At 59.7% G+C, this 18,608-nt stretch carries 19 protein-coding genes, 1 tRNA gene and 1 pseudogene; 7 read left to right on the forward strand and 14 right to left on the reverse strand.

Annotated elements, in window-relative coordinates:
- Together AC1RMX_RS28805 and AC1RMX_RS28810 are read left to right on the forward strand one after the other, a co-directional pair.
- Window positions 1–2,182: pseudogene (locus AC1RMX_RS28805) on the forward strand (RHS repeat-associated core domain-containing protein); the annotation flags it as partial.
- The gene (locus tag AC1RMX_RS28810) at window positions 2,179–2,499 is read left to right on the forward strand and encodes a contact-dependent growth inhibition system immunity protein (RefSeq protein WP_096822968.1); all 321 of its coding nucleotides are present in this window, start codon (window positions 2,179–2,181) and stop codon (window positions 2,497–2,499) included. The pseudogene AC1RMX_RS28805 and the gene AC1RMX_RS28810, both read left to right, overlap by 4 nt.
- Before the next feature lie 131 nt (window positions 2,500–2,630).
- On the opposite strand, the gene AC1RMX_RS28815 is transcribed toward AC1RMX_RS28810, so the two are convergent.
- The 4 genes from AC1RMX_RS28815 to AC1RMX_RS28830 all read right to left on the reverse strand — a co-directional run bounded on the left by AC1RMX_RS28815 (window position 2,631) and on the right by AC1RMX_RS28830 (window position 4,356).
- Window positions 2,631–2,798 (reverse strand): hypothetical protein, encoded by a 168-nt coding sequence (locus AC1RMX_RS28815; protein ID WP_167443766.1) that lies wholly within the window; start codon window positions 2,796–2,798, stop codon window positions 2,631–2,633.
- A gap of 123 nt (window positions 2,799–2,921) precedes the next feature.
- The gene (locus AC1RMX_RS28820) at window positions 2,922–3,350 is read right to left on the reverse strand and encodes a glycine zipper domain-containing protein (protein WP_493073830.1); all 429 of its coding nucleotides are present in this window, start codon (window positions 3,348–3,350) and stop codon (window positions 2,922–2,924) included.
- A 136-nt stretch (window positions 3,351–3,486) separates the two neighbouring features.
- Entirely contained in the window at window positions 3,487–3,855 is a 369-nt protein-coding gene (locus AC1RMX_RS28825; RefSeq protein ID WP_039769955.1) for a glycine zipper domain-containing protein, read from the reverse strand.
- A 312-nt stretch (window positions 3,856–4,167) separates the two neighbouring features.
- Complete coding sequence (locus AC1RMX_RS28830) at window positions 4,168–4,356, reverse strand: hypothetical protein (RefSeq protein ID WP_085701198.1); 189 nt, start codon at window positions 4,354–4,356, stop codon at window positions 4,168–4,170.
- A 243-nt stretch (window positions 4,357–4,599) separates the two neighbouring features.
- Here AC1RMX_RS28830 and AC1RMX_RS28835 point away from each other — a divergent pair, with 243 nt between their 5' ends.
- Complete coding sequence (locus AC1RMX_RS28835) at window positions 4,600–4,884, forward strand: hypothetical protein (protein WP_102622495.1); 285 nt, start codon at window positions 4,600–4,602, stop codon at window positions 4,882–4,884.
- A 53-nt stretch (window positions 4,885–4,937) separates the two neighbouring features.
- Here AC1RMX_RS28835 and AC1RMX_RS28840 read toward each other — a convergent pair whose 3' ends face one another.
- From AC1RMX_RS28840 to AC1RMX_RS28855, 4 genes are all read right to left on the reverse strand, one after another.
- Entirely contained in the window at window positions 4,938–5,258 is a 321-nt protein-coding gene (locus tag AC1RMX_RS28840; protein WP_007959944.1) for a YbjQ family protein, read from the reverse strand.
- Window positions 5,259–5,407: 149 nt separating this feature from the next.
- Complete coding sequence (locus AC1RMX_RS28845) at window positions 5,408–6,226, reverse strand: hypothetical protein (protein ID WP_493073831.1); 819 nt, start codon at window positions 6,224–6,226, stop codon at window positions 5,408–5,410.
- A 146-nt stretch (window positions 6,227–6,372) separates the two neighbouring features.
- A tRNA-Ser gene (locus AC1RMX_RS28850) sits at window positions 6,373–6,462 on the reverse strand.
- An 84-nt stretch (window positions 6,463–6,546) separates the two neighbouring features.
- A complete protein-coding gene (locus AC1RMX_RS28855) occupies window positions 6,547–6,705 on the reverse strand; it encodes a hypothetical protein (protein ID WP_176504912.1) in 159 nt (52 codons plus the stop codon).
- A 64-nt stretch (window positions 6,706–6,769) separates the two neighbouring features.
- Here AC1RMX_RS28855 and AC1RMX_RS28860 point away from each other — a divergent pair, with 64 nt between their 5' ends.
- From AC1RMX_RS28860 to AC1RMX_RS28870, 3 genes are all read left to right on the forward strand, one after another.
- A complete protein-coding gene (locus AC1RMX_RS28860) occupies window positions 6,770–7,459 on the forward strand; it encodes a crotonase/enoyl-CoA hydratase family protein (RefSeq protein ID WP_085732367.1) in 690 nt (229 codons plus the stop codon).
- 216 nt (window positions 7,460–7,675) lie between these two features.
- Window positions 7,676–8,398, forward strand: a complete 723-nt coding sequence (locus AC1RMX_RS28865) for a 1-acylglycerol-3-phosphate O-acyltransferase (protein WP_096822964.1) — start codon at window positions 7,676–7,678, stop codon at window positions 8,396–8,398.
- Between the two features lie 134 nt (window positions 8,399–8,532).
- A complete protein-coding gene (locus AC1RMX_RS28870) occupies window positions 8,533–9,504 on the forward strand; it encodes a magnesium and cobalt transport protein CorA (RefSeq protein WP_096822963.1) in 972 nt (323 codons plus the stop codon).
- A gap of 42 nt (window positions 9,505–9,546) precedes the next feature.
- Here AC1RMX_RS28870 and AC1RMX_RS28875 read toward each other — a convergent pair whose 3' ends face one another.
- From AC1RMX_RS28875 to AC1RMX_RS28885, 3 genes are all read right to left on the reverse strand, one after another.
- The gene (locus AC1RMX_RS28875; RefSeq protein WP_096822962.1) at window positions 9,547–10,269 is read right to left on the reverse strand and encodes an amidotransferase; all 723 of its coding nucleotides are present in this window, start codon (window positions 10,267–10,269) and stop codon (window positions 9,547–9,549) included.
- 94 nt (window positions 10,270–10,363) lie between these two features.
- A complete protein-coding gene (locus AC1RMX_RS28880) occupies window positions 10,364–12,508 on the reverse strand; it encodes a 3-hydroxyacyl-CoA dehydrogenase NAD-binding domain-containing protein (RefSeq protein ID WP_493073833.1) in 2,145 nt (714 codons plus the stop codon).
- 17 nt (window positions 12,509–12,525) lie between these two features.
- Window positions 12,526–13,731: an acetyl-CoA C-acetyltransferase gene (locus AC1RMX_RS28885; RefSeq protein WP_102622499.1), complete on the reverse strand. Its 1,206-nt coding sequence runs from the start codon at window positions 13,729–13,731 to the stop codon at window positions 12,526–12,528.
- A gap of 583 nt (window positions 13,732–14,314) precedes the next feature.
- On the opposite strand from AC1RMX_RS28885, the gene AC1RMX_RS28890 reads away from it, so the two are divergent.
- Complete coding sequence (locus AC1RMX_RS28890; protein ID WP_493073851.1) at window positions 14,315–15,142, forward strand: c-type cytochrome; 828 nt, start codon at window positions 14,315–14,317, stop codon at window positions 15,140–15,142.
- A 14-nt stretch (window positions 15,143–15,156) separates the two neighbouring features.
- On the opposite strand, the gene AC1RMX_RS28895 is transcribed toward AC1RMX_RS28890, so the two are convergent.
- From AC1RMX_RS28895 to AC1RMX_RS28905, 3 genes are read right to left on the reverse strand one after another with little or no spacing between them, the layout of a single operon-like run.
- Entirely contained in the window at window positions 15,157–15,966 is an 810-nt protein-coding gene (locus AC1RMX_RS28895) for a transglutaminase family protein (RefSeq protein ID WP_085710657.1), read from the reverse strand.
- Window positions 15,963–16,913 (reverse strand): alpha-E domain-containing protein, encoded by a 951-nt coding sequence (locus AC1RMX_RS28900; protein ID WP_096822958.1) that lies wholly within the window; start codon window positions 16,911–16,913, stop codon window positions 15,963–15,965. The genes AC1RMX_RS28895 and AC1RMX_RS28900 overlap by 4 nt, the downstream gene beginning before the upstream one ends.
- Window positions 16,914–16,925: 12 nt before the next feature.
- Window positions 16,926–18,335, reverse strand: a complete 1,410-nt coding sequence (locus AC1RMX_RS28905; protein WP_025113343.1) for a circularly permuted type 2 ATP-grasp protein — start codon at window positions 18,333–18,335, stop codon at window positions 16,926–16,928.
- Window positions 18,336–18,608: the final 273 nt, after the last annotated feature.

The raw sequence follows: 18,608 nt of genomic DNA on the forward strand, positions 1-18,608 counted from the left end.
GCGGCGGATTACTGCGCAGGATGAACACGGCGCGGTTACCCGTCACGCCTGGGACGCCGTGGGCCGACTGATCCAGAGCACCTCGCCGACCGGCGCTACCCGCGCCTGGTCCTACAGCGCCTACGGCCAGATCACCGCCGAGCGCGATGAACTGGGGCGCATCACCCGCTACGAGTATGACGACGACCTGCACCTGGTCAGCCGGCGGATCAACCCTGACGGCACGCGGCTGCAGTACCGCTACGACCATGCGCAGCTGTTGCTCACGGAAATCGAGAACGAGTTAGGGGAAAAATACCGGCTGGACTACACGCCGACCGGATTGATCCGACAGGAAACCGGCTTCGATGGACGGCGCACCGCGTATGCCTACGACCGCAACGGTCATTTGCTGGAAAAAACCGAGTACGGCGATGACGGCTCGACGCTAGTCACCGGCTACCAACGTGATGCTGCCGGGCGTCTGCTGCTCAAGACCCTGCCGGACGGGGTTGAGGTCAGCTACCGCTACGACCGCCTCGGTCGGCTGGTCGGTGTGGATGACGGCCAGAATCACCCACTGGCTTTTGAATACGACCTGCAGGACCGACTGGTCCGCGAGCACCAGGGCTGGGGCACCCTGCGTTACACCTACGACGCCTGCGGCCAGCTCAGCCGCATGCGTCTGCCGGACAACAGCAAGCTCGATTACCACTATGCCAAGGGCGGCGCGCTGACCGCGATCGACCTCAACGGCGCCTTGCTCACCCGTCATGTCTACCAGTCCGGCCGAGAGCAACAACGGCAACAGGGTCTGTTGCTCAGCGAATATGCCTACGACGAACAGGGTCGCTTACGTTCCCACGCGGTCGGCCATCAACGCAGTGCGCTGTAACGCCGCGACTTTGCCTACAGCGCCAACGGCAACCTCGAGCACATCGCCGACACCCGTCACGGCCAGCGCAGCTATCAGTACGACGCCCTCGACCGGCTGATTCGCGTGCGCCACACCCGCGACGATGTGCCGGAAAACTTCGCTCACGACCCGGCCGGCAACCTGCTGCTGCAGGACCGTCCGGGCCCCACACACATCAAAGGCAACCGCCTGCTGATGCAGGGCGATCGTCATTACGACTACGACGCCTTCGGCAACCTGATCCGCGAACGCCGAGGCCGCGCCCAACAGCTCGTCACCGAATACCGCTACGACAGCCAGCACCGCCTGATCGGCCTGACCCGCCCCGACGGCACCACCGCGACCTATCAATACGACGCCTTCGGCCGCCGCATCCGCAAAACCGTCAACGGCCAGAGCACCGAGTTCTTCTGGCAAGGCGAACACCTGATCGCCGAAAGCAGCCCGACTCAGCACCGCAGTTTCATCTACGAACCCGGCACCTTCCGCCCCCTGGCCCTGCTCGACGGCAAAGGCCCGAAACGCGCCTGCCCGTTCTACTACCAGCTCGACCACCTCGGCACGCCGCAGGAGTTGACCGACTACAGCGGCGACATCGTCTGGTCAGCCAAGTACAGCGCCTACGGCAAGGTCACTTCGCTGGAGCTGGCGACCGAGGATTATCTCGATCAGCCGCTGCGCTTTCAGGGGCAGTATTTCGATGCGGAAAGCGGGCTGCATTACAACCGGCACCGGTATTACGACCCGGAGGTGGGGCGGTATTTGACGCCGGATCCGGTGAAGCTCGCCGGGGGACTCAATCAGTACCGGTACGTGCCGAACCCGACGGGGTGGGTGGATCCGTTGGGGTTAACTTGCAATCCGTGCCCGGGATCGAAGACAGCCGATGGGCCTTACAGTGAGATTGTTCCTGGCGGGGGTTTGGCGACTCATGAAGCACAAGGAGGCCATCTCATTATCAAACATGTGGGTAGAACAGATACTCAGCTAGCTCAAAGATTGCTCGCCGAGCCGAACATTCCGGCAGCATCAACCTTTCGTGATCGAGCAACTGCAGAGGCTGCTGTATCGGAAGCTATATCGGCGAACTCAGTGAAAATAAGAGACTTCTTGGCTAGCAACAAAGGAAAAACAACTATCACACATCAGTTGCAGATACCGGTGGGTGTAAGCATGCCCAATGGACACCCTCACTCCTTGCCTGCAACAAAATTACTTTTGGTGCTAAAACGGGATGCCCAATTACCTTTGGGATATTTCTTACTAACCGGGTTTCCAGAGTTATGAACAAAGACCTTCCCGAGCTGCACGACTTTTTTGGGGCGTATTTCCATCAGGACTGGATGATGGAGCACGATAGTGCCGACCTTGTATTGACAAATTTTCTTGATGAGGCAGGTGAAACAGAGTTGATATTAATCAGGAACGACCTGCAAACGCTGATTAACTGGGGAAAGAATGAGTCAGCTCTCAGAAGCTATTTACTGTCCGAACTCAGTTGCTACTACTGCTATTGGAATGATTGGGTGTCTGGCGAAACATGGCTACTGCACATCAAGAGCAAGCTGAACGAAAAAATAAAATCATCAGGTGATGCTGTTTAAAAGCTCCCCATCGACCTCCAAAATCACTGGGTTGCGACTCAATAATAGGAGAGAAACTTTCCAGACCTCCATTCTCAAAGGGCCTGTAACAAAGGCCCACTCAAAGCTTGAAATCACGCATTCAAAGCCCATCACTCATCATCATCAAAATCCTCATACTCAAGCTCCTCCCCCTCACCCTCCCAAAGCGGAACCGTCGCGTCATCCATCAACGACCCCGGATCTTCATTCCCCGGATCATTGATAAACGGCAATCCACTCGGGCCTTTTTCTTCCTTGCCTTCGGTTTCGGGAGTCATGGCGCACCTCGTCAATCGCATTCGTATACGACGTTCGAAAAGTATGGTCGCTAATCGTTCCTGCGCCTGACACGCAGGCACAAAAAACCCGGCATCAAGCCGGGCTTCTGTAGAACCGATCATTCAATGATGACGATTCTTGTGTTTGTACTTGTGCTTATGGCCGCCCCCAGAGTGCGATCTACCACCATCGTCACCCAGGTTGTTGCCGACCGCGCCACCCGCCGCGCCACCCAATCCTGCGCCGATGGCCGAGCCGGTGGAGCCTCCGAGGCTGTTGCCGAGCACTGAGCCGCCAGCGGCGCCGAGACCACCGCCAATCGCGGCTTCCGTACGATTGCGCTTGTTCGCCCCGACGGCACTGCCGGCCGCACCGCCCACGCCAGCACCAACCGCCGCACCGGTGCTGCCGCCGAGCTGACCGCCGACCACGTTACCCAGCACACCGCCCAGCCCACCACCGACAGCCGCGGAACCATCGCCGGCAGCCATGGCGCCTTGAGCCACGAGCAGTCCCAAAACCAACGCAGTTGCAGTTAAAGTCGAGCGCATACAGACCTCACAGGTCCCGGATCGGGACGGCATGCCCGGAGAGGGGCTATGTGGAATTTGAGGCTCATTCAGGGAAATCGTTCAGCAACGAAAAAGCCCGGCATCAAGCCGGGCCTTTTCAGACATGCATTCGCAATCAGTGACGCTTGTGACCTTTGGACAGATTGCTGCCTACCGCGCCGCCAGCTGCGCCACCCAGGCCGGCACCGATGGTTGCGCCAGTCTTGCCACCCAGGCTGTTGCCGATCACCGAACCACCCGCCGCGCCGACACCGCCGCCAATGGCCGCTTTGGTACGAGCACCTTTCTTCGCAGCCAACGCACTGCCGGCCGCGCCCGCTACACCAGCACCAATCGCTGCACCGGTGCTGCCGCCCATTTTCTGGCCGACCACATTACCCAACGCGCCACCCAGGCCGCCACCCAGTGCGGCGGTACCGTCGCCAGCCATTGCACCTTGAGCAACCAGAAGCCCCAGAACCAGAGCAGGCAGAGTTAAACGCATGACGAAAACCTCAACAGAAGGAAGAAAAAAGGGCGCAGATTGAATGCTGTTGCCGCGGTAAAGTCCAGCGTCGCAACGCACTTGGCGCCGATTGGACAGCGATTATGGAAAAGGTTTTATGGCAGGCAAAAAAAAGCCCGCTGGGGAGACGGGCTGGAGACTTGCTTTCTAACGGATGGCTTCACCCTACGTAGACCGGTGTGAAAAGTTTGTGAAAGAAACCAGACGAATCCGCAATTTCTGTAGGACGTTTCTTTCTGAAAAACACGGATAAAAAACCCCGCTCATTGGCGGGGTTCTTTGGCATCCGGATTACTTCCTGGAACGTGTCGTCACCTTGGGCAGAAATTTCGCTTTCGGCCCCTTGGGTGCTGTCGACTTGATCTTGCCGGTCTGCACCGGATCTTCGCCAAAGCCCGCTTGATACTCGGTCTGGCCACAGCGCACGCAATTGTTGAATGGAAATTCAGCCCCGTCGTCTTCGATGTACGGATCAGTCATCTCTTCACCCCTTTCAAAAGCGGGTCGATACCGGCAAGACCCTTTTGCCTTAAAAAATATCGACCTCCAAGGCTTTTGAGACTAGCCGGTCATTCCTGGACTTGTGATTCAGATCGCCCTGAGCCCGACGAATGGCCTACAAAAAGCTCGGCGCGAAGATGAACCGCTGGTCCCACAGAGCTAAAGATTCTCGATGACTGGCCGTTGCCCTTTTTCCTACGCAATGAATCTCAAGGAGAGAACATGGAAATCAAAGGATTCCCACCGATGCCTGTTGTAAAGCTCACGGACGAGCAGATCGCCGCCGGTAAAGCCGCGGCGGAAAAATTCAAGGAGAAGCTTGCCTCAGGTGAGATCGTCATCAAGCCGCTGGACGGACCTAGTCCGGTGCAGCCTGGCAAACCTGGCGTCATCTACTATCCAGACCCGGTTCAGCCTGGCCAGTCCACCGGCACTCCACTCGTCGCGATCGACACCCCACTGACCTACGACTCGAAAGGCACCGTCCTGCTCAAGCCGCAGGGCTGATTGCCGGTAACGAGCCCATTCACTTGAATGGGCTCACAAGCGGAAACCAATGCTCAGCGCAACTTGACCGCTGTGCCGGTCGCGAACACCACAACCATACCGCCCTTCCCCGCCGGCATGCTGATCTCGAAATCCACCCCGACCACCGCATCCGCCTGCAAGGCCCGCGCCCGCTCCTTGATCTCGTCAGTCGCCTGAACACGCGCCTCCTTCAACGCCCGCTCCAGCGTCTGCGAACGCCCGCCAAAAAAGTCCCGCATCCCGGCGAACATATCGCGAATCACATTCACGCCCTGCACCGACTCGGCACTGACAATGTCCAGATACGCCGTAATCTGCCGGCCTTCGATGGAGTGGGTAGTGGAAATGATCATGGAAGTCGTCCTTTTACATACAGATAAAACCGCGATTGTACCGCCCCGGCAAAATGAAGCCGAACCCGTCTCTGTGACCAAAGAAATCCGGACACCAGAATGCACAAGCCCCCTGGCTTCTTGCGAAACCGGGGGGTTTGTTTATGAACTTATGGGTAACGGAACGACCTGGCGGACGAGGGCTGCGTGCCTTTGATGGCAACGACGGGGATACGCAGTTCGGATTGCGTGATGTCATAGAGCTGCAGTTCACAACCATCCCCCCGATCCACGAAGACAAACTCCGCCAGATAGACCTTTTGTTTCTCGGGAATAAAGGCGCTTGTGATCGGCCCACAGGAGTAAGACGACGGGACGGTCGGATTGGCGGTTAGCTTTTTCTCATACTTGTTCTTCGACGGGTTGAATACATAGTCTTCGTTATAAAGAGTCCGATAACCCGGTGCCGGAACCTGACTACTGACCGTCGACGAGCCGCCCACTTGCAGAACCTGGCCAGGATCGGCCTGCATTTCCAATTGGGGGAAACGCTTGGAGACCGCGCTGTCTAGACGGCTGAACCATTCGCCGACTTTACTGCGAAACGGTTTGACTACCGTCCCCAAATGATCGGGACGCCTGTCCGGGTCATTACCTCGAACCACTTCAAAATCTACCGGATTGGCCGTATCGCCTGATGCCTGCATGATCACTTTGGCGTGCTGATCATCGACGACAACCTTCTTCTGCTCGAGCATGATGCCGTCTGCCCAGAGTGTCGGCGCAGAACTGCGAGAGTCGGAGCCGCAGCCGCACAACCCCAAAAATAGAACCATCGTGACAATTGTCTTCACTGCGCTTCCTGCGTTGAACTGCCGATGACCTTCCAGGCAAGTAGCGTTTCCTGAAGTCGATAACAAAACGCCACTATCGCGCAGAAACATAACCAAAGGGAACTGACGATACGCGGGAATTTCACCCACATTCATTGGAAACTCAAAAGCCGCGCCTGCTTTTTACTCAGCGAAATGGTGCGCCAGTCCCATACTGTTCCCATATCGCCTTTTTCCAGACGCCAAAAACCACAAACCCCCGACTTTCTCTAGGAAAATCAGGGGTTTGTGTTTACTGAATGTGGCGGTGAAGGAGAGATTCGAACTCTCGATACAGTTTCCTGTATACACACTTTCCAGGCGTGCTCCTTAAGCCACTCGGACACTTCACCGTATCTCTTCAAACATGTTCTGTCTGTCGAGGCGCGCTAATGTAGTCGAAAGCTTTTCTGATGGCAAACTTTTTTTCAGAATTTTCATGCGGTTAAGAGAAAAAGTCGTTTCTGCTGTCCATGGGTCATGGCGATCCGGCCAATCTCGGGTGGGCGCGGCCCTTCTATATAGGCGCGCAGGCGTTTGTCGTGGGGCACGTTGCGGCGGATCAGCCGCTCAAGGGTGACCGGCGGGTCAGTCACAGTGCTTTACCTGACCGGCGACGGTGGGTAACGTCTGCCCATCTTTCTTATAAGGAATTGCGCCATGAGCGACCTGATTGCCTACCACCTCGAAGACGGTATCGCGACTCTTACCCTGAGCAACGGCAAGGTCAATGCCATTTCCCCGGACGTGATCGCGGCCTTCAACGCGGCGCTGGATCAGGCGGTGGCGGATCGCGCCATTGTGATCATTACCGGCCAGCCTGGCATTCTGTCCGGCGGCTACGATTTGAAGGTAATGACCGCCGGCCCTAAAGAAGCCGTGTCGCTGGTAACTGCCGGTTCGACCCTCGCCCGCCGCCTGCTGTCGCACCCGTTCCCGGTGATCGTTGCCTGCCCGGGTCATGCCGTGGCCAAAGGCGCGTTCATTCTGTTGTCCGCCGATTACCGGATCGGTGTCGATGGCCCGTTCAGCATTGGTCTGAACGAAGTGCAGATCGGCATGACCATGCACCACGCCGGCATCGAGCTGGCCCGTGATCGCCTGCGCCGCTCGGCCTTCCACCGTTCGGTGATCAACGGCGAAATGTTCGATCCGCAAAGCGCCGTGGATGCCGGTTTCCTCGACAAGGTGGTTTCGGCCGAAGAGCTGCAAGGTGCCGCCCTCGCCGCTGCGCGTCAGTTGAAGAAGATCAACATGACCGCGCACAAGAACACCAAGTTGAAAGTGCGCAAAGCGCTGCTGGAAACCCTGGACAACGCGATCATTCAGGATCAGGAACACCTGGGCTGAACCCGGTTCGCTCCTTTATAGAAAAGCCCGACCGTCGTGTCGGGCTTTTTCTTGCACGCACGTTTCAAAACTCCGCAGCTGCTCTAGGACGCCTCTGACCGACAAGTCGGAAACATGCGCTTAAACATCGCCCATCTCCTGACTCTATAGCGGCAATTGCCGAAAACAGTGCACATCCGTACACTGCGCCACCTTTTGTCCCGGTGGGGCCTGAAAATGCTGTTCGTGTTTCGTATGTTATTGATGGGCCTGCACTTTATTCTGGCGGGTGTGCTCGGGGTGATCCTCGGGCTGTGCCGGCCATTCAATCCGGACAACAGTCGTCTGTGCGCCCGGCTGTACGCACTGCCGGCCATGTGCATCCTGCGCCTGCGAGTGAAGGCCGACGTCGGTCAGCTGATGAGCAAGCCTGACAGCTGCGTGATCATCGCCAACCATCAGTCCAACTACGACCTGTTCGTGTTCGGCAATGTGGTGCCGCGTCGGACCGTGTGCATTGGCAAAAAGAGTCTGAAATGGGTGCCGTTGTTCGGGCAGTTGTTCTGGCTGGCCGGCAACGTGTTGATCGATCGTGGGAACGCGCACAAGGCGCGCCAGTCGATGCTGACGACCACCGACACCTTGCAGCACAAAGACACCTCGATCTGGGTCTTCCCGGAAGGCACGCGCAACCTGGGTGAAGAACTGCTGCCGTTCAAGAAAGGCGCGTTCCAGATGGCCATCGCCGCCGGTGTGCCGATCGTTCCAGTGTGTGTCAGCAGCTACATCAAGCACATGCGCCTGAACCGCTGGCGCAGCGGGAAAATTCTCATCCGTTCGCTGCCGGCAATTCCTACCGCTGGCCTGACCATGGACGACATGCCCATGCTCATCACCCAGTGCCGGGAGCAGATGCGCGAGTGCATCGATGCAATGGATCGGCAACTTCAAGCTGCGTGAAAAAGAAACCCGCCCTGTGCGGGTTTTCTTTTGCCCGGTGAACTGTGCAGATTTCACTGACTCTCAAGCAGCGACACGGCTAAGCTGAAGCCATGTCTCCCCTGCCATCTGCCAATAAGAAGTGAACCACCACCATGGGTCGAGTTGTTGCTGCTGCGGTTTACAGCGCCGGTAAGAAAGTCACCAATATTTCCCTCGATGAAGGCGCCGCCTGGGCCGCCAAGACCGGGCACTTCGTCTGGATCGGCCTCGAAGAGCCGAATGCCCAGGAGCTGGCCAACCTGCAACGCCAGTTCAACCTGCACGAACTGGCCATCGAAGACGCCCTGGAAAAACACAGTCGCCCAAAACTGGAAACCTTCGGCGACGCCCTGTTCATCGTCACCTACTCCCCCGTGCGCGAGCACGGCATCCTGCAGTTCATCGAAACCCACATCTTCGCCGGCAAGGGCTACATCATCACTGCCCGCAACGGCCATTCGGCGTCCTACGCCCATGTCCGTCAGCGCTGTGAGGCGCGGCCGCTGTTGCTGGAGCACGGGGAAGATTTCGTACTGTATGCGTTGCTGGATTTCGTCATCGAAAACTATCAGCCGGTGGGTGAAGCGATCCACGCCGAGATCGATGAACTGGAGCGCAACGTGTTGTGTAGCGCGCTGAACGAGCACGACATCCAGAAGCTTCATGGCCTGCGCCGCGATGTTTTGCGCTTGCGTCGATACGCGGCGCCGATGGTGGAAATCGGCGAGGAACTGCAGAAGCTGAGCTTCCCGTTCATCGACAAGAACATGCGTCCTTACTTCAGGGATGTGCAGATCCATGTCACGCGGCAGATGGAAGACCTGACCACCCTGGCCGACATTGCGAGCCAGACCATCGAGATCGGTGTGTTGCTGGAGGCGTCACGGCAAAGCGTGGTGCAGCGCAAGTTTGCGGCATGGGCAGCGATTCTGGCGTTCCCGACGGCGGTCGCCGGGATCTACGGGATGAACTTCCAGAACATGCCGGAGCTGAGCTGGCACTACGGCTATTTCGCCGTGCTGAGCTTTATCACGGTGGGCTGCGTGGGACTGTGGGCGAGCTTCAAGAAATCGGGCTGGCTGTAAGTTAAAAAAACGCCCCCGTGTACGGCACGAGGGCGTTTGGGTTCAAGCGGCGTTCGGTTTGTGCGCCACGAAACGCATCATCCATTCGGCCACCGTAGCGCCGTGGTGATCGTTTTCAAGGCTGGCCACACCCTTGCTGTAGATCTGCTCGCCCAGTGCTTCCTGGCGAAGTTCCAGCAGTGCCCGCGAGTAATCGTGAATGAATTCCGGATGCCCCTGGAAGCACAGCACCTGATCGTTGATGTGGTACGCGGCGAACGGGCAGAAATCGCTGGAGGCGATCACCGTGGCGTTCTCCGGCAACGCCGTGACCTGATCCTGGTGGCTGATCAGCAGTGTCAACTCTTCGCGCACCGGGTTCATCCAAGGTGCCTTGGCCGCCAGTTTGTAGTTGTGAATGCCGACGCCCCAACCCTGGGTCGCGCGCTCGCTCTTGCCGCCCAGCAGCAACGCCAGCAGCTGATGGCCGAAGCACACGCCGAGCAGTTTGTCGCCACGCTCATAGCGGGTCAGCAGGTACTGCTTGAGGGTCTGGATCCACGGGTCGGTGCCGAACGAGTCGGCCTTGCTGCCAGTGACCAGGTACGCATCGAACGTCAGGTCATCACTCGGATAGTCGCCCTGCATCACGTTGTATACCGTGAACTCGGCGGCGATCGGCTGTTGCGAGAACAGGCGCTGGAACATCTGCCCGTAACCCTGATATTGATCGACCAGTTCCGGACGCAGGATGTCGGTTTCCAGAATGCAGATGCGTAGCGACATAAAAAATACCTGACACGTGATGGGAATAATGCACACCCCAGAGCCTGCCTTGAAACCACCCGGCAAGGCAAGCCCCGAAATGCGTCCCCGCCCGTTAGAACAACTCGCCCTTCGCAGCCTTTTCCAGCAGCAGCGCTGGCGGCGCGAAACGTTCGCCGTATTGCTCAGCCAGGTACTGCGCCCGCGCGACAAAGTCCTTCACGCCATATTGATTGATGAACTGCAACGCGCCGCCCGTCCATGCCGCGAAACCGATGCCGAAGATCGAGCCGACGTTGGCGTCCGCCGTCGAGGTCAGCACGCCCTCCTCCACACAGCGCACGGTTTCGATAGCCTGTACAAACAGCAACCGGTCACGCACATCCTTCGGCGAAATCTGCCCGTCGGCTGTCTCGAAGCGAGATTTCAGCTCGGGCCACAGGTGTTTCTGGCCTCCCGCCGGGTACTCGTAAAAACCGCCCCCCGCCGCCTTGCCCGGCCGCTTGTATTCGTTGAGCAGCAAGTCAATCACGGCGAACGCGGGGTGCTCAATCAGCGGTTTCCCTTCCGCTTGCAGGTCTTTGGCCGTTTGCTGACGGATATGGCTCATCAGGCTGAGGGAAACTTCGTCAGAGATCGCCAGAGGCCCGATGGGCATGCCGGCCTTGCGTGCTTCGGTTTCGATCATCGGCGCACTGACGCCTTCGCCGAGCATGGCAATGCCTTCGTTGGTGAAGGTGCCAAACACCCGCGAGGTGAAGAAGCCGCGACTGTCGTTGACCACGATCGGCGTTTTCTTGATTTGCAGGACGAAATCGAACCCGCGTGCGAGGGTTTCATCGCTGGTTTGCGCGCCTTTGATGATTTCTACCAACGGCATTTTTTCCACCGGACTGAAGAAGTGCAGGCCGATGAACTTGCTCTGATCCGGCACCGCAGCCGCCAGGCCGGTGATGGGCAAGGTCGAAGTATTGGAGGCGATCACCGCGTCGGCACCGACCACCTGTTGCGCCGCTGCCGAGACTTTGGCCTTGAGCTGACGATCCTCGAACACCGCTTCGATGATCAGATCGCAACCCGCCAGATCGGCATCGCTTTCAGTGGTCTTGATCCGCGCCAGCACCGCTTCACGCTGCTGCGCAGACATTTGCCCGCGAGCGACTTTCTTGTCCAGCAGCGCCGCCGAATGCGCCTTGCCCTTTTCGGCGGCAGCAAGGTTGATGTCCTTGAGCACCACGTCGATCCCGGCCGAGGCGCTGACATAGGCGATGCCGGCGCCCATCATGCCCGCCCCGAGGACGCCCACGCGTTTCGTCACATAAGGCGCAAAGCCCTGCGGACGCGAACCGCCGGCATTGATTTCATTGAGCTGGAACCAGAAGGTACCGATCAGGTTTTTCGAGATCTGGCCGGTGGTCAGTTCGGTGAAGTAGCGGGTCTCGATCAGGTGTGCGGTATCGAAATCCACCTGCGCGCCTTCCACCGCTGCGCAGAGAATCTTCTCCGGCGCCGGCAACGTGCCCTGGGTTTTGCTGCGCAGGATCGACGGCGCAATCGCCAGCATCTGCGCGACTTTCGGGTTCGACGGCGTGCCGCCGGGGATCTGATAGCCCTTCACATCCCAACGCTGCACGGCCGCAGGGTTAGCCAGAATCCAGGCCCGGGCCTTGGCCAGCAGCTCATCGCGATCCGCCGCCAGTTCATCGATCAAACCGGCCTGCAACGCCTGCTGCGGACGGACTTTCTTGCCTTCGAGCAGATACGGCAGGGCTTTTTCGATGCCGAGCATGCGCACCATCCGCACCACGCCACCACCGCCCGGCAACAGGCCGAGGGTCACTTCCGGCAGGCCGAGCTGCACCGAAGCATCGTCCAGCGCCACGCGGTGGTGGCAGGCCAGGCAGATTTCCCAGCCACCGCCGAGCGCCGCGCCGTTGATCGCCGCGACCACCGGTTTGCCGAGGGTTTCCAGGGTGCGCAACTGGCCCTTGAGGGTCAGCACCATGTCGTAGAAAGCCTTGGCTTCAGGCTTGCCGACCTTGATCAGTTCATTCAGGTCGCCGCCGGCGAAGAAGGTCTTTTTGGCCGAAGTGATGATCACCCCGGCGATGTCATCTTTTTCCGCGAGCAGTCGGGCGACGCTGTCAGCCATGGCTTCGCGGTACACCGCGTTCATGGTGTTGGCGCTCTGGCCCGGCATGTCGATGGTCAGGAGGACGATGCCGTCCTGGCCTTTTTCGTAACGAATGGCTTGGGTCATGACAAAGTTCCTTGGGGTCAGAGGCGTTCGATGATGGTGGCGATGCCCATGCCGCCGCCGACGCACAGCGTCGCCAGGCCATAGCGCAGGCGCCGGGCTTCCAGTTCATCGAGCAAGGTGCCAAGAATCGCGCAACCGGTGGCGCCCAGCGGATGGCCCATCGCAATCGAGCCGCCATTGACGTTGACCTTGTCCGGGTCGACGGCCATGTCCTTGATGAATTTCAGCACCACCGAGGCGAACGCCTCGTTGACTTCAAACAGGTCGATGTCTTCGACCCGCAGCCCGGCCTTGGCCAGCGCCTTGCGAGTGGCCGGCGCCGGGCCGGTGAGCATGATGGTCGGGTCGGTGCTGGTGACCGCCGTGGCGACAATCCGCGCCCGAGGTTGCAGGCCCAACGCCCGGCCCTTGGCTTCGGAACCGATAAGCATCAGCGCCGCACCGTCGACGATGCCCGAGCTGTTGCCCGGTGTATGCACATGGTTGATCCGCTCGACATGGCTGTAGACCCGCAGCGCCGTGGCATCGAAACCCATCTGGCCGATCATTTCGAAACTCGGCTTGAGCTTGCCCAGGCCTTCGAGGGTCGACTCGGCGCGAATGAACTCATCGTGATCGAGCAGAATGATGCCGTTCTGGTCCTGCACCGGCACCAACGACTTGTTGAACGAACCGTCGGCCCGAGCCCGGGCGGCTTTTTGTTGCGAGTGCAGCGCGTAAGCATCGACGTCCTGACGACTGAAGCCTTCAAGCGTGGCGATCAGGTCGGCGCCGACGCCTTGAGGGGTGAAATGGCTGTGCAGGTTGGTCTGCGGGTCCAGCGCCCAGGCACCGCCATCACTGCCCATCGGTACGCGGGACATGGATTCGACACCGCCAACCACCACCAGGTCTTCGAACCCGGAGCGCACTTTCATCGCCCCCAGGTTCACCGCTTCCAGGCCCGAGGCGCAGAACCGGTTGATCTGCACGCCGGCAACGCTGACGTCCCAATCGGCCACCTGCACGGCGGTTTTCGCGATGTCCGAGCCTTGATCGCCAATCGGCGTGACGCAACCGAGCACCACGTCATCGACCTGGCTGGTGTCCAGCGAAGTGCGCGCCTGCAAAGCGGTCAGCAGCCCGGCCACCAGGTTCACCGGTTTGACGCTGTGCAGCGAACCGTCGGCCTTGCCTCGGCCACGGGGCGTGCGTAACGCGTCGAAAATCAAAGCTTGGGTCATGGCGTTCTCGAACCTGTGCGGTGAGTGAAATTCGTGCCTCCACTCTTGGCCGGGACGGTCACGGATTCAATGACCACAGCGCTCAATGACGTTGACGCGCACGCTCAGACGGACGGTCATTCCCGACCAGGTTAACCGGTTCAGGTCAGCGAGCTGTCTAGCAAAAGGGCGGCAAAGAAGCTGGCAATGGGCCTCATGCCTTTTTAATCGCGTTCAGCAGCAAATACATATGAAATGGATCTAAGCCAAGCGTGACGCGGGCCCTAAGGTGAACATGTACGTCGTTGTCGTCGGGTTTTGCCGAGGCAGGCGTTCTTCAACAGGAAGTGCAGCGCTTGCCATCATGGATATGCAGGCAGGCATCAGGAAATAACAAAAAAGGCGGTCAAGCCATGTTCAAACAACCGAAAGTTCGTCAAGCAGGGCTCATTCTTTTCGCCACGACGCTGTTGTTGATTTTGCCGAATCTGACCAAGGTCATCGGCTGATTCAAGCGGCAGGTATTGCTCATCGCCACTGAAAATGTGACTGGCCCGCTACCCGGGCCAGCGTGGCTGTGCCAACCTTTGCGCACTTCCACGACATGGACGGCGATCAATTGAAAACGCTCATTCTGTTTGGGGCCATGCTGCTGAGCTTGCCCCTGTCTGCCGCACAGCTGAATCTGGAGCTGGGCGCGAACAGCCGCACCTGGCAGACCGAGGAATTGCTCAAGCATCCTCAGGTACAAACCCTCACGATCAAGAATGACGTGTCCTACAAGAAGGACATGACTTATCGCGCCGTGCCGGTGGCTGCATTGCTGACCGGAATCAAACCGGACGATCACCTGCAAGCCGTAGCACTGGATGGTTTTGCCGCCGAGCTGGCCGCTGCGCCGTTGCTGAACACCAAAGGTTCCCGCGCCTGGCTGGCCATCGAAGACCCGGCCCATCCTTGGCCGCCGCTGTCGGAAGGCAAGCACAGCGCCGGACCGTTCTATCTGGTGTGGACCGATCCGCAGGCCGGCCATATCAGCCCGGAACAATGGCCATTCGAAGTGGCGAGCATCAAACGCATGGCGCCGGTGGCCGAGCGCTTCCCTGCCCTGTTGCCGGATCCTGCGTTGAAGGCCGATGACCCGGTGAATCAGGGTTTTGCGCTGTTCCAGAAGAACTGTCTGGCCTGCCATCGCCTAAATGGCGCGGGGGATGCGCAATTCGGACCGGACCTGAATATTCCCTACAGCCCGACCGAGTATTTCGGCGCGGACTTCCTCAAGCGCTACATCCGCGATCCGCAGAGTTTGCGCCAGTGGCCGCAAGCGAAGATGCCAGGGTTTTCCGCCGAGGTATTACCGGAGGCGGATCTGCAGAAACTGGTGGGATACTTACAGCACATGGCCGGGCGCAAGGTTGCGCCCGCCAAGTAACCCGACTACGTCGTTTACTGCTGTTGCACCGAGATGATTGGCGCTGGTGTCGGCGACACCAGCACTTTCGCGTGCATCTGCTCTGACCCACCGCCCCGACGCATGCCCCGCACCGGGCAGGCGTCGAGGTAATCCAGGCCCACCGCCAGTTTCAGGTGCCGCTCCGGCCGGGCCAGTTCATTGGTCACGTCAAAGCTGTACCAGGCGTCATCGATCCAGGCCTCGGCCCAGGCGTGACTGGCCAGATGCTCGCAATCCTCGCTGTACAGATAACCCGACACATACCGCGACGGCACACCGAGGCTGCGCGCGCAGGCCAGAAACGCGTGAGCGTGATCCTGGCAAACACCCGCCCGCCCGGCAAACGCCTCGGCGGCGCTGGTGTCGACTTCGGTGGAGCCAGGCTTATAGGTCATGTGCTGATTCAGGCCATGCATCAGATCGATCAGTGCATTGCGGTCGCGTCGTTGCTTGCAGGACTTCTCGGCAAACGCCCGCAGCGCCTCGTCAGCCTCGGTGAGGCGGGTGAAGCGCAGGAATGGCAGCGCCGACTGGCTCTCGTGTTCCGCCTCGCGCAACTCGTCGATATCGACCTGCCCACGAGCGCCGATGATGATCGCTTCGTGGGGTTCGTCCATCGTCAGCACGTGCAGAATGTTGCCGAACGGATCGAGCTGTGCGCGCACCGGGCGCGGCAGGTCGAGCTGCCAGCTCAGCACATGCTGACGCTCGCTGTCGTGAGGTGTCAGGCGCAGGTACTGGATGCTCGCCCGCACCTGATCTTCGTAGTGATAGGTGGTCTCGTGGCTGATGGAAAGTCTCATGCGGCCTCCAGGTAGGAACTGTGAATGGCGTTGCCCAACTGGCGCACCAGCGGGATGAACTCGGTGAGCCAGGCGTGCAGCCCTTCCTCGAGGATTTCGTGGATGCCGGTGTAACGCAGGCGTGCGTCCATTTCCGCCGCCAGTCGTTGCGCAGGACGACCGTTGGCTCCCGGCAGTTGCGCGAGGATCTGGTCGATTTCTTCGGTGCAGGCCCGCAAGGAGCGCGGCACGTCGGCACGCAACAGCAGCAGCTCGGCGACATGCCGGGCGCCGGGCGCGTCGCGGTAGATTTCGGTGTAGGCCTCGAACGAGGACAAGGCCCGCAACAAGGCACTCCATTGGTAATAGGCGTGGGCGGTGCCGTCGCTGACCGCTTCGGCCTGATCGCCGGCCATTTCATAGCGGGCGTCTAGCAGGCGCAAAGTGTTGTCGGCCCGCTCGATGAACGTGCCCAACCGGATGAAACGAAACGCATCGTTGCGCATGATGGTGCCGTAGGACGCCCCGCGGAACAGGTGCGAACGTTCCTTGATCCACTCACAGAAACGGCTCATGCCATAGCGGCTGAGGCCCTGGTTGGCGATCCCGCGGATCTCCAGCCAGGTGGCGTTGATGTTCTCCCACATGTCGGCGGTGATCCGACCGCGCACCGCGTGGGCACTGGCTCGCGCCGCGCCGAGGCAGCTATAGATGCTCGCCGGGTTGGCCGCGTCGAGCGCGAAGAAGTGCAGCAATCGCTCGGCATGCAACTCGCCGTGGCGTTCCAGGTAGTCGTCCAGCGTGCCGGTGATCAGCAGCGGCATCGCCAGTTCGTGCAGACCGTCGCCACGGCCGTCCTGCGGCATCAGCGACAGCGAATAGCTGACATCGAGCATGCGGGCGAGGTTTTCCGCCCGCTCCAGGTAACGCGACATCCAGTACAGATCCGAGGCAGTTCTACTTAACATGGCAGGCTTCCTTCAATCCTCGACCACCCAGGTGTCCTTGGTTCCGCCACCCTGGGATGAATTCACCACCAGAGAGCCTTCACGCAGGGCGACACGGGTCAAACCGCCGGGCACAACCCGGGTTTCGCGGCCGGACAATACGAACGGACGCAGGTCGATATGGCGCGGCGCAATGCCGTTTTCGACAAAGGTCGGACAGGTCGACAGCGACAGCGTCGGTTGCGCGATGTACGCGTGGGGCTTGGCCTTGATCCGCTCGCGGAACGCATCGATTTCCGCCGTTGTTGCCGCCGGCCCCACGAGCATTCCGTAGCCGCCGGAGCCCTGGGTTTCCTTGACCACCAGATCCGGAAGATTGGCCAGCACATGGGAAAGTTCAGACGGATTGCGGCATTGCCAGGTCGGCACGTTTTTCAGGATCGGCTCTTCATCGAGGTAGAAACGGATCATCTCGGTGACGAACGGATACACCGACTTGTCGTCCGCCACGCCGGTGCCGATCGCATTGGCCAGCACCACATTGCCAGAGCGATACGACGACAGCAGACCCGGCACGCCGAGCATCGAATCCGGGCGGAAGGCCAACGGGTCGAGGAAGGCGTCGTCGAGCCGGCGGTAGATCACGTCTACCGCTTTCGGGCCGTCAGTGGTGCGCATGAAGACCTTGTCGTCGCGCACGAACAGATCGGCACCTTCGACCAGCTCGACGCCCATTTCCCGGGCCAGGAACGCATGCTCGAAAAACGCGCTGTTGAAGCGGCCCGGCGTCAGTACCACCACACTCGGGTCGTCGATGGGGCTTGAGCTTTTCAGGGTGTCGAGCAGCAGGTTCGGGTAATGGTCGATCGGGGCGATGCGCTGGGCCGCGAACAGCTCGGGGAACAGGCGCATCATCATCTTGCGGTCTTCGAGCATGTAGCTCACGCCGCTGGGCGTGCGCAGGTTGTCCTCGAGCACGTAATACGTGCCGTCGCCGTCGCGCACCAGATCGACGCCGGAGATGTGCGAATAGATATCGCGGTGCAGATCCAGCCCCTGCATCGCCAACTGGTATTGCTCGTTGGCCAGCACCTGCTCGGCGGGAATGATCCCGGCCTTGATGATGCGCTGCTCGTGATAGAGGTCGGCGAGGAACATGTTCAACGCCTTGACGCGCTGGATGCAGCCGCGCTCGACGATCCGCCACTCGCTGGCGGGAATGCTGCGCGGAATGGTGTCGAAGGGAATCAGGCGTTCTGTCCCTTGCTCGTCCCCGTAGAGCGTGAAAGTGATCCCGGCACGATGGAACAGCAGATCGGCCTCGCGTCGCCGCTGGGCCAACAGCTCGTCAGGCGTATCGGCCAGCCAGCGGGCAAACTCCCGGTAATGCGGGCGGACCTGGCCGCCGGCATCGTACATTTCATCAAAATAGGTGCGGATCATGCCGTACTCCTTGTCACCCCGGACATACAGGCCTTCGCAAGGCCCGTGCCATCGGCATAAACGCTTTGATTTCAATCGGTTGGATATTCACGCCATAAACACCGCACCATTCCTGTGCGGCAAATGCCCCAACCTGATCGCCCCCGCCTCATTGCGACGCAGTGCAGTCGCCTATCACCAGCATAGTCAGAGTTGATTTCACTGCCCGGCGCCGCCTGCGGATAATCCGCACATCCGCTGCGAAACGTCCCTGACGAAGTGCGCAGCCCACTG

The organism is Pseudomonas sp. GW822-FHT03F04, from assembly GCF_058801405.1.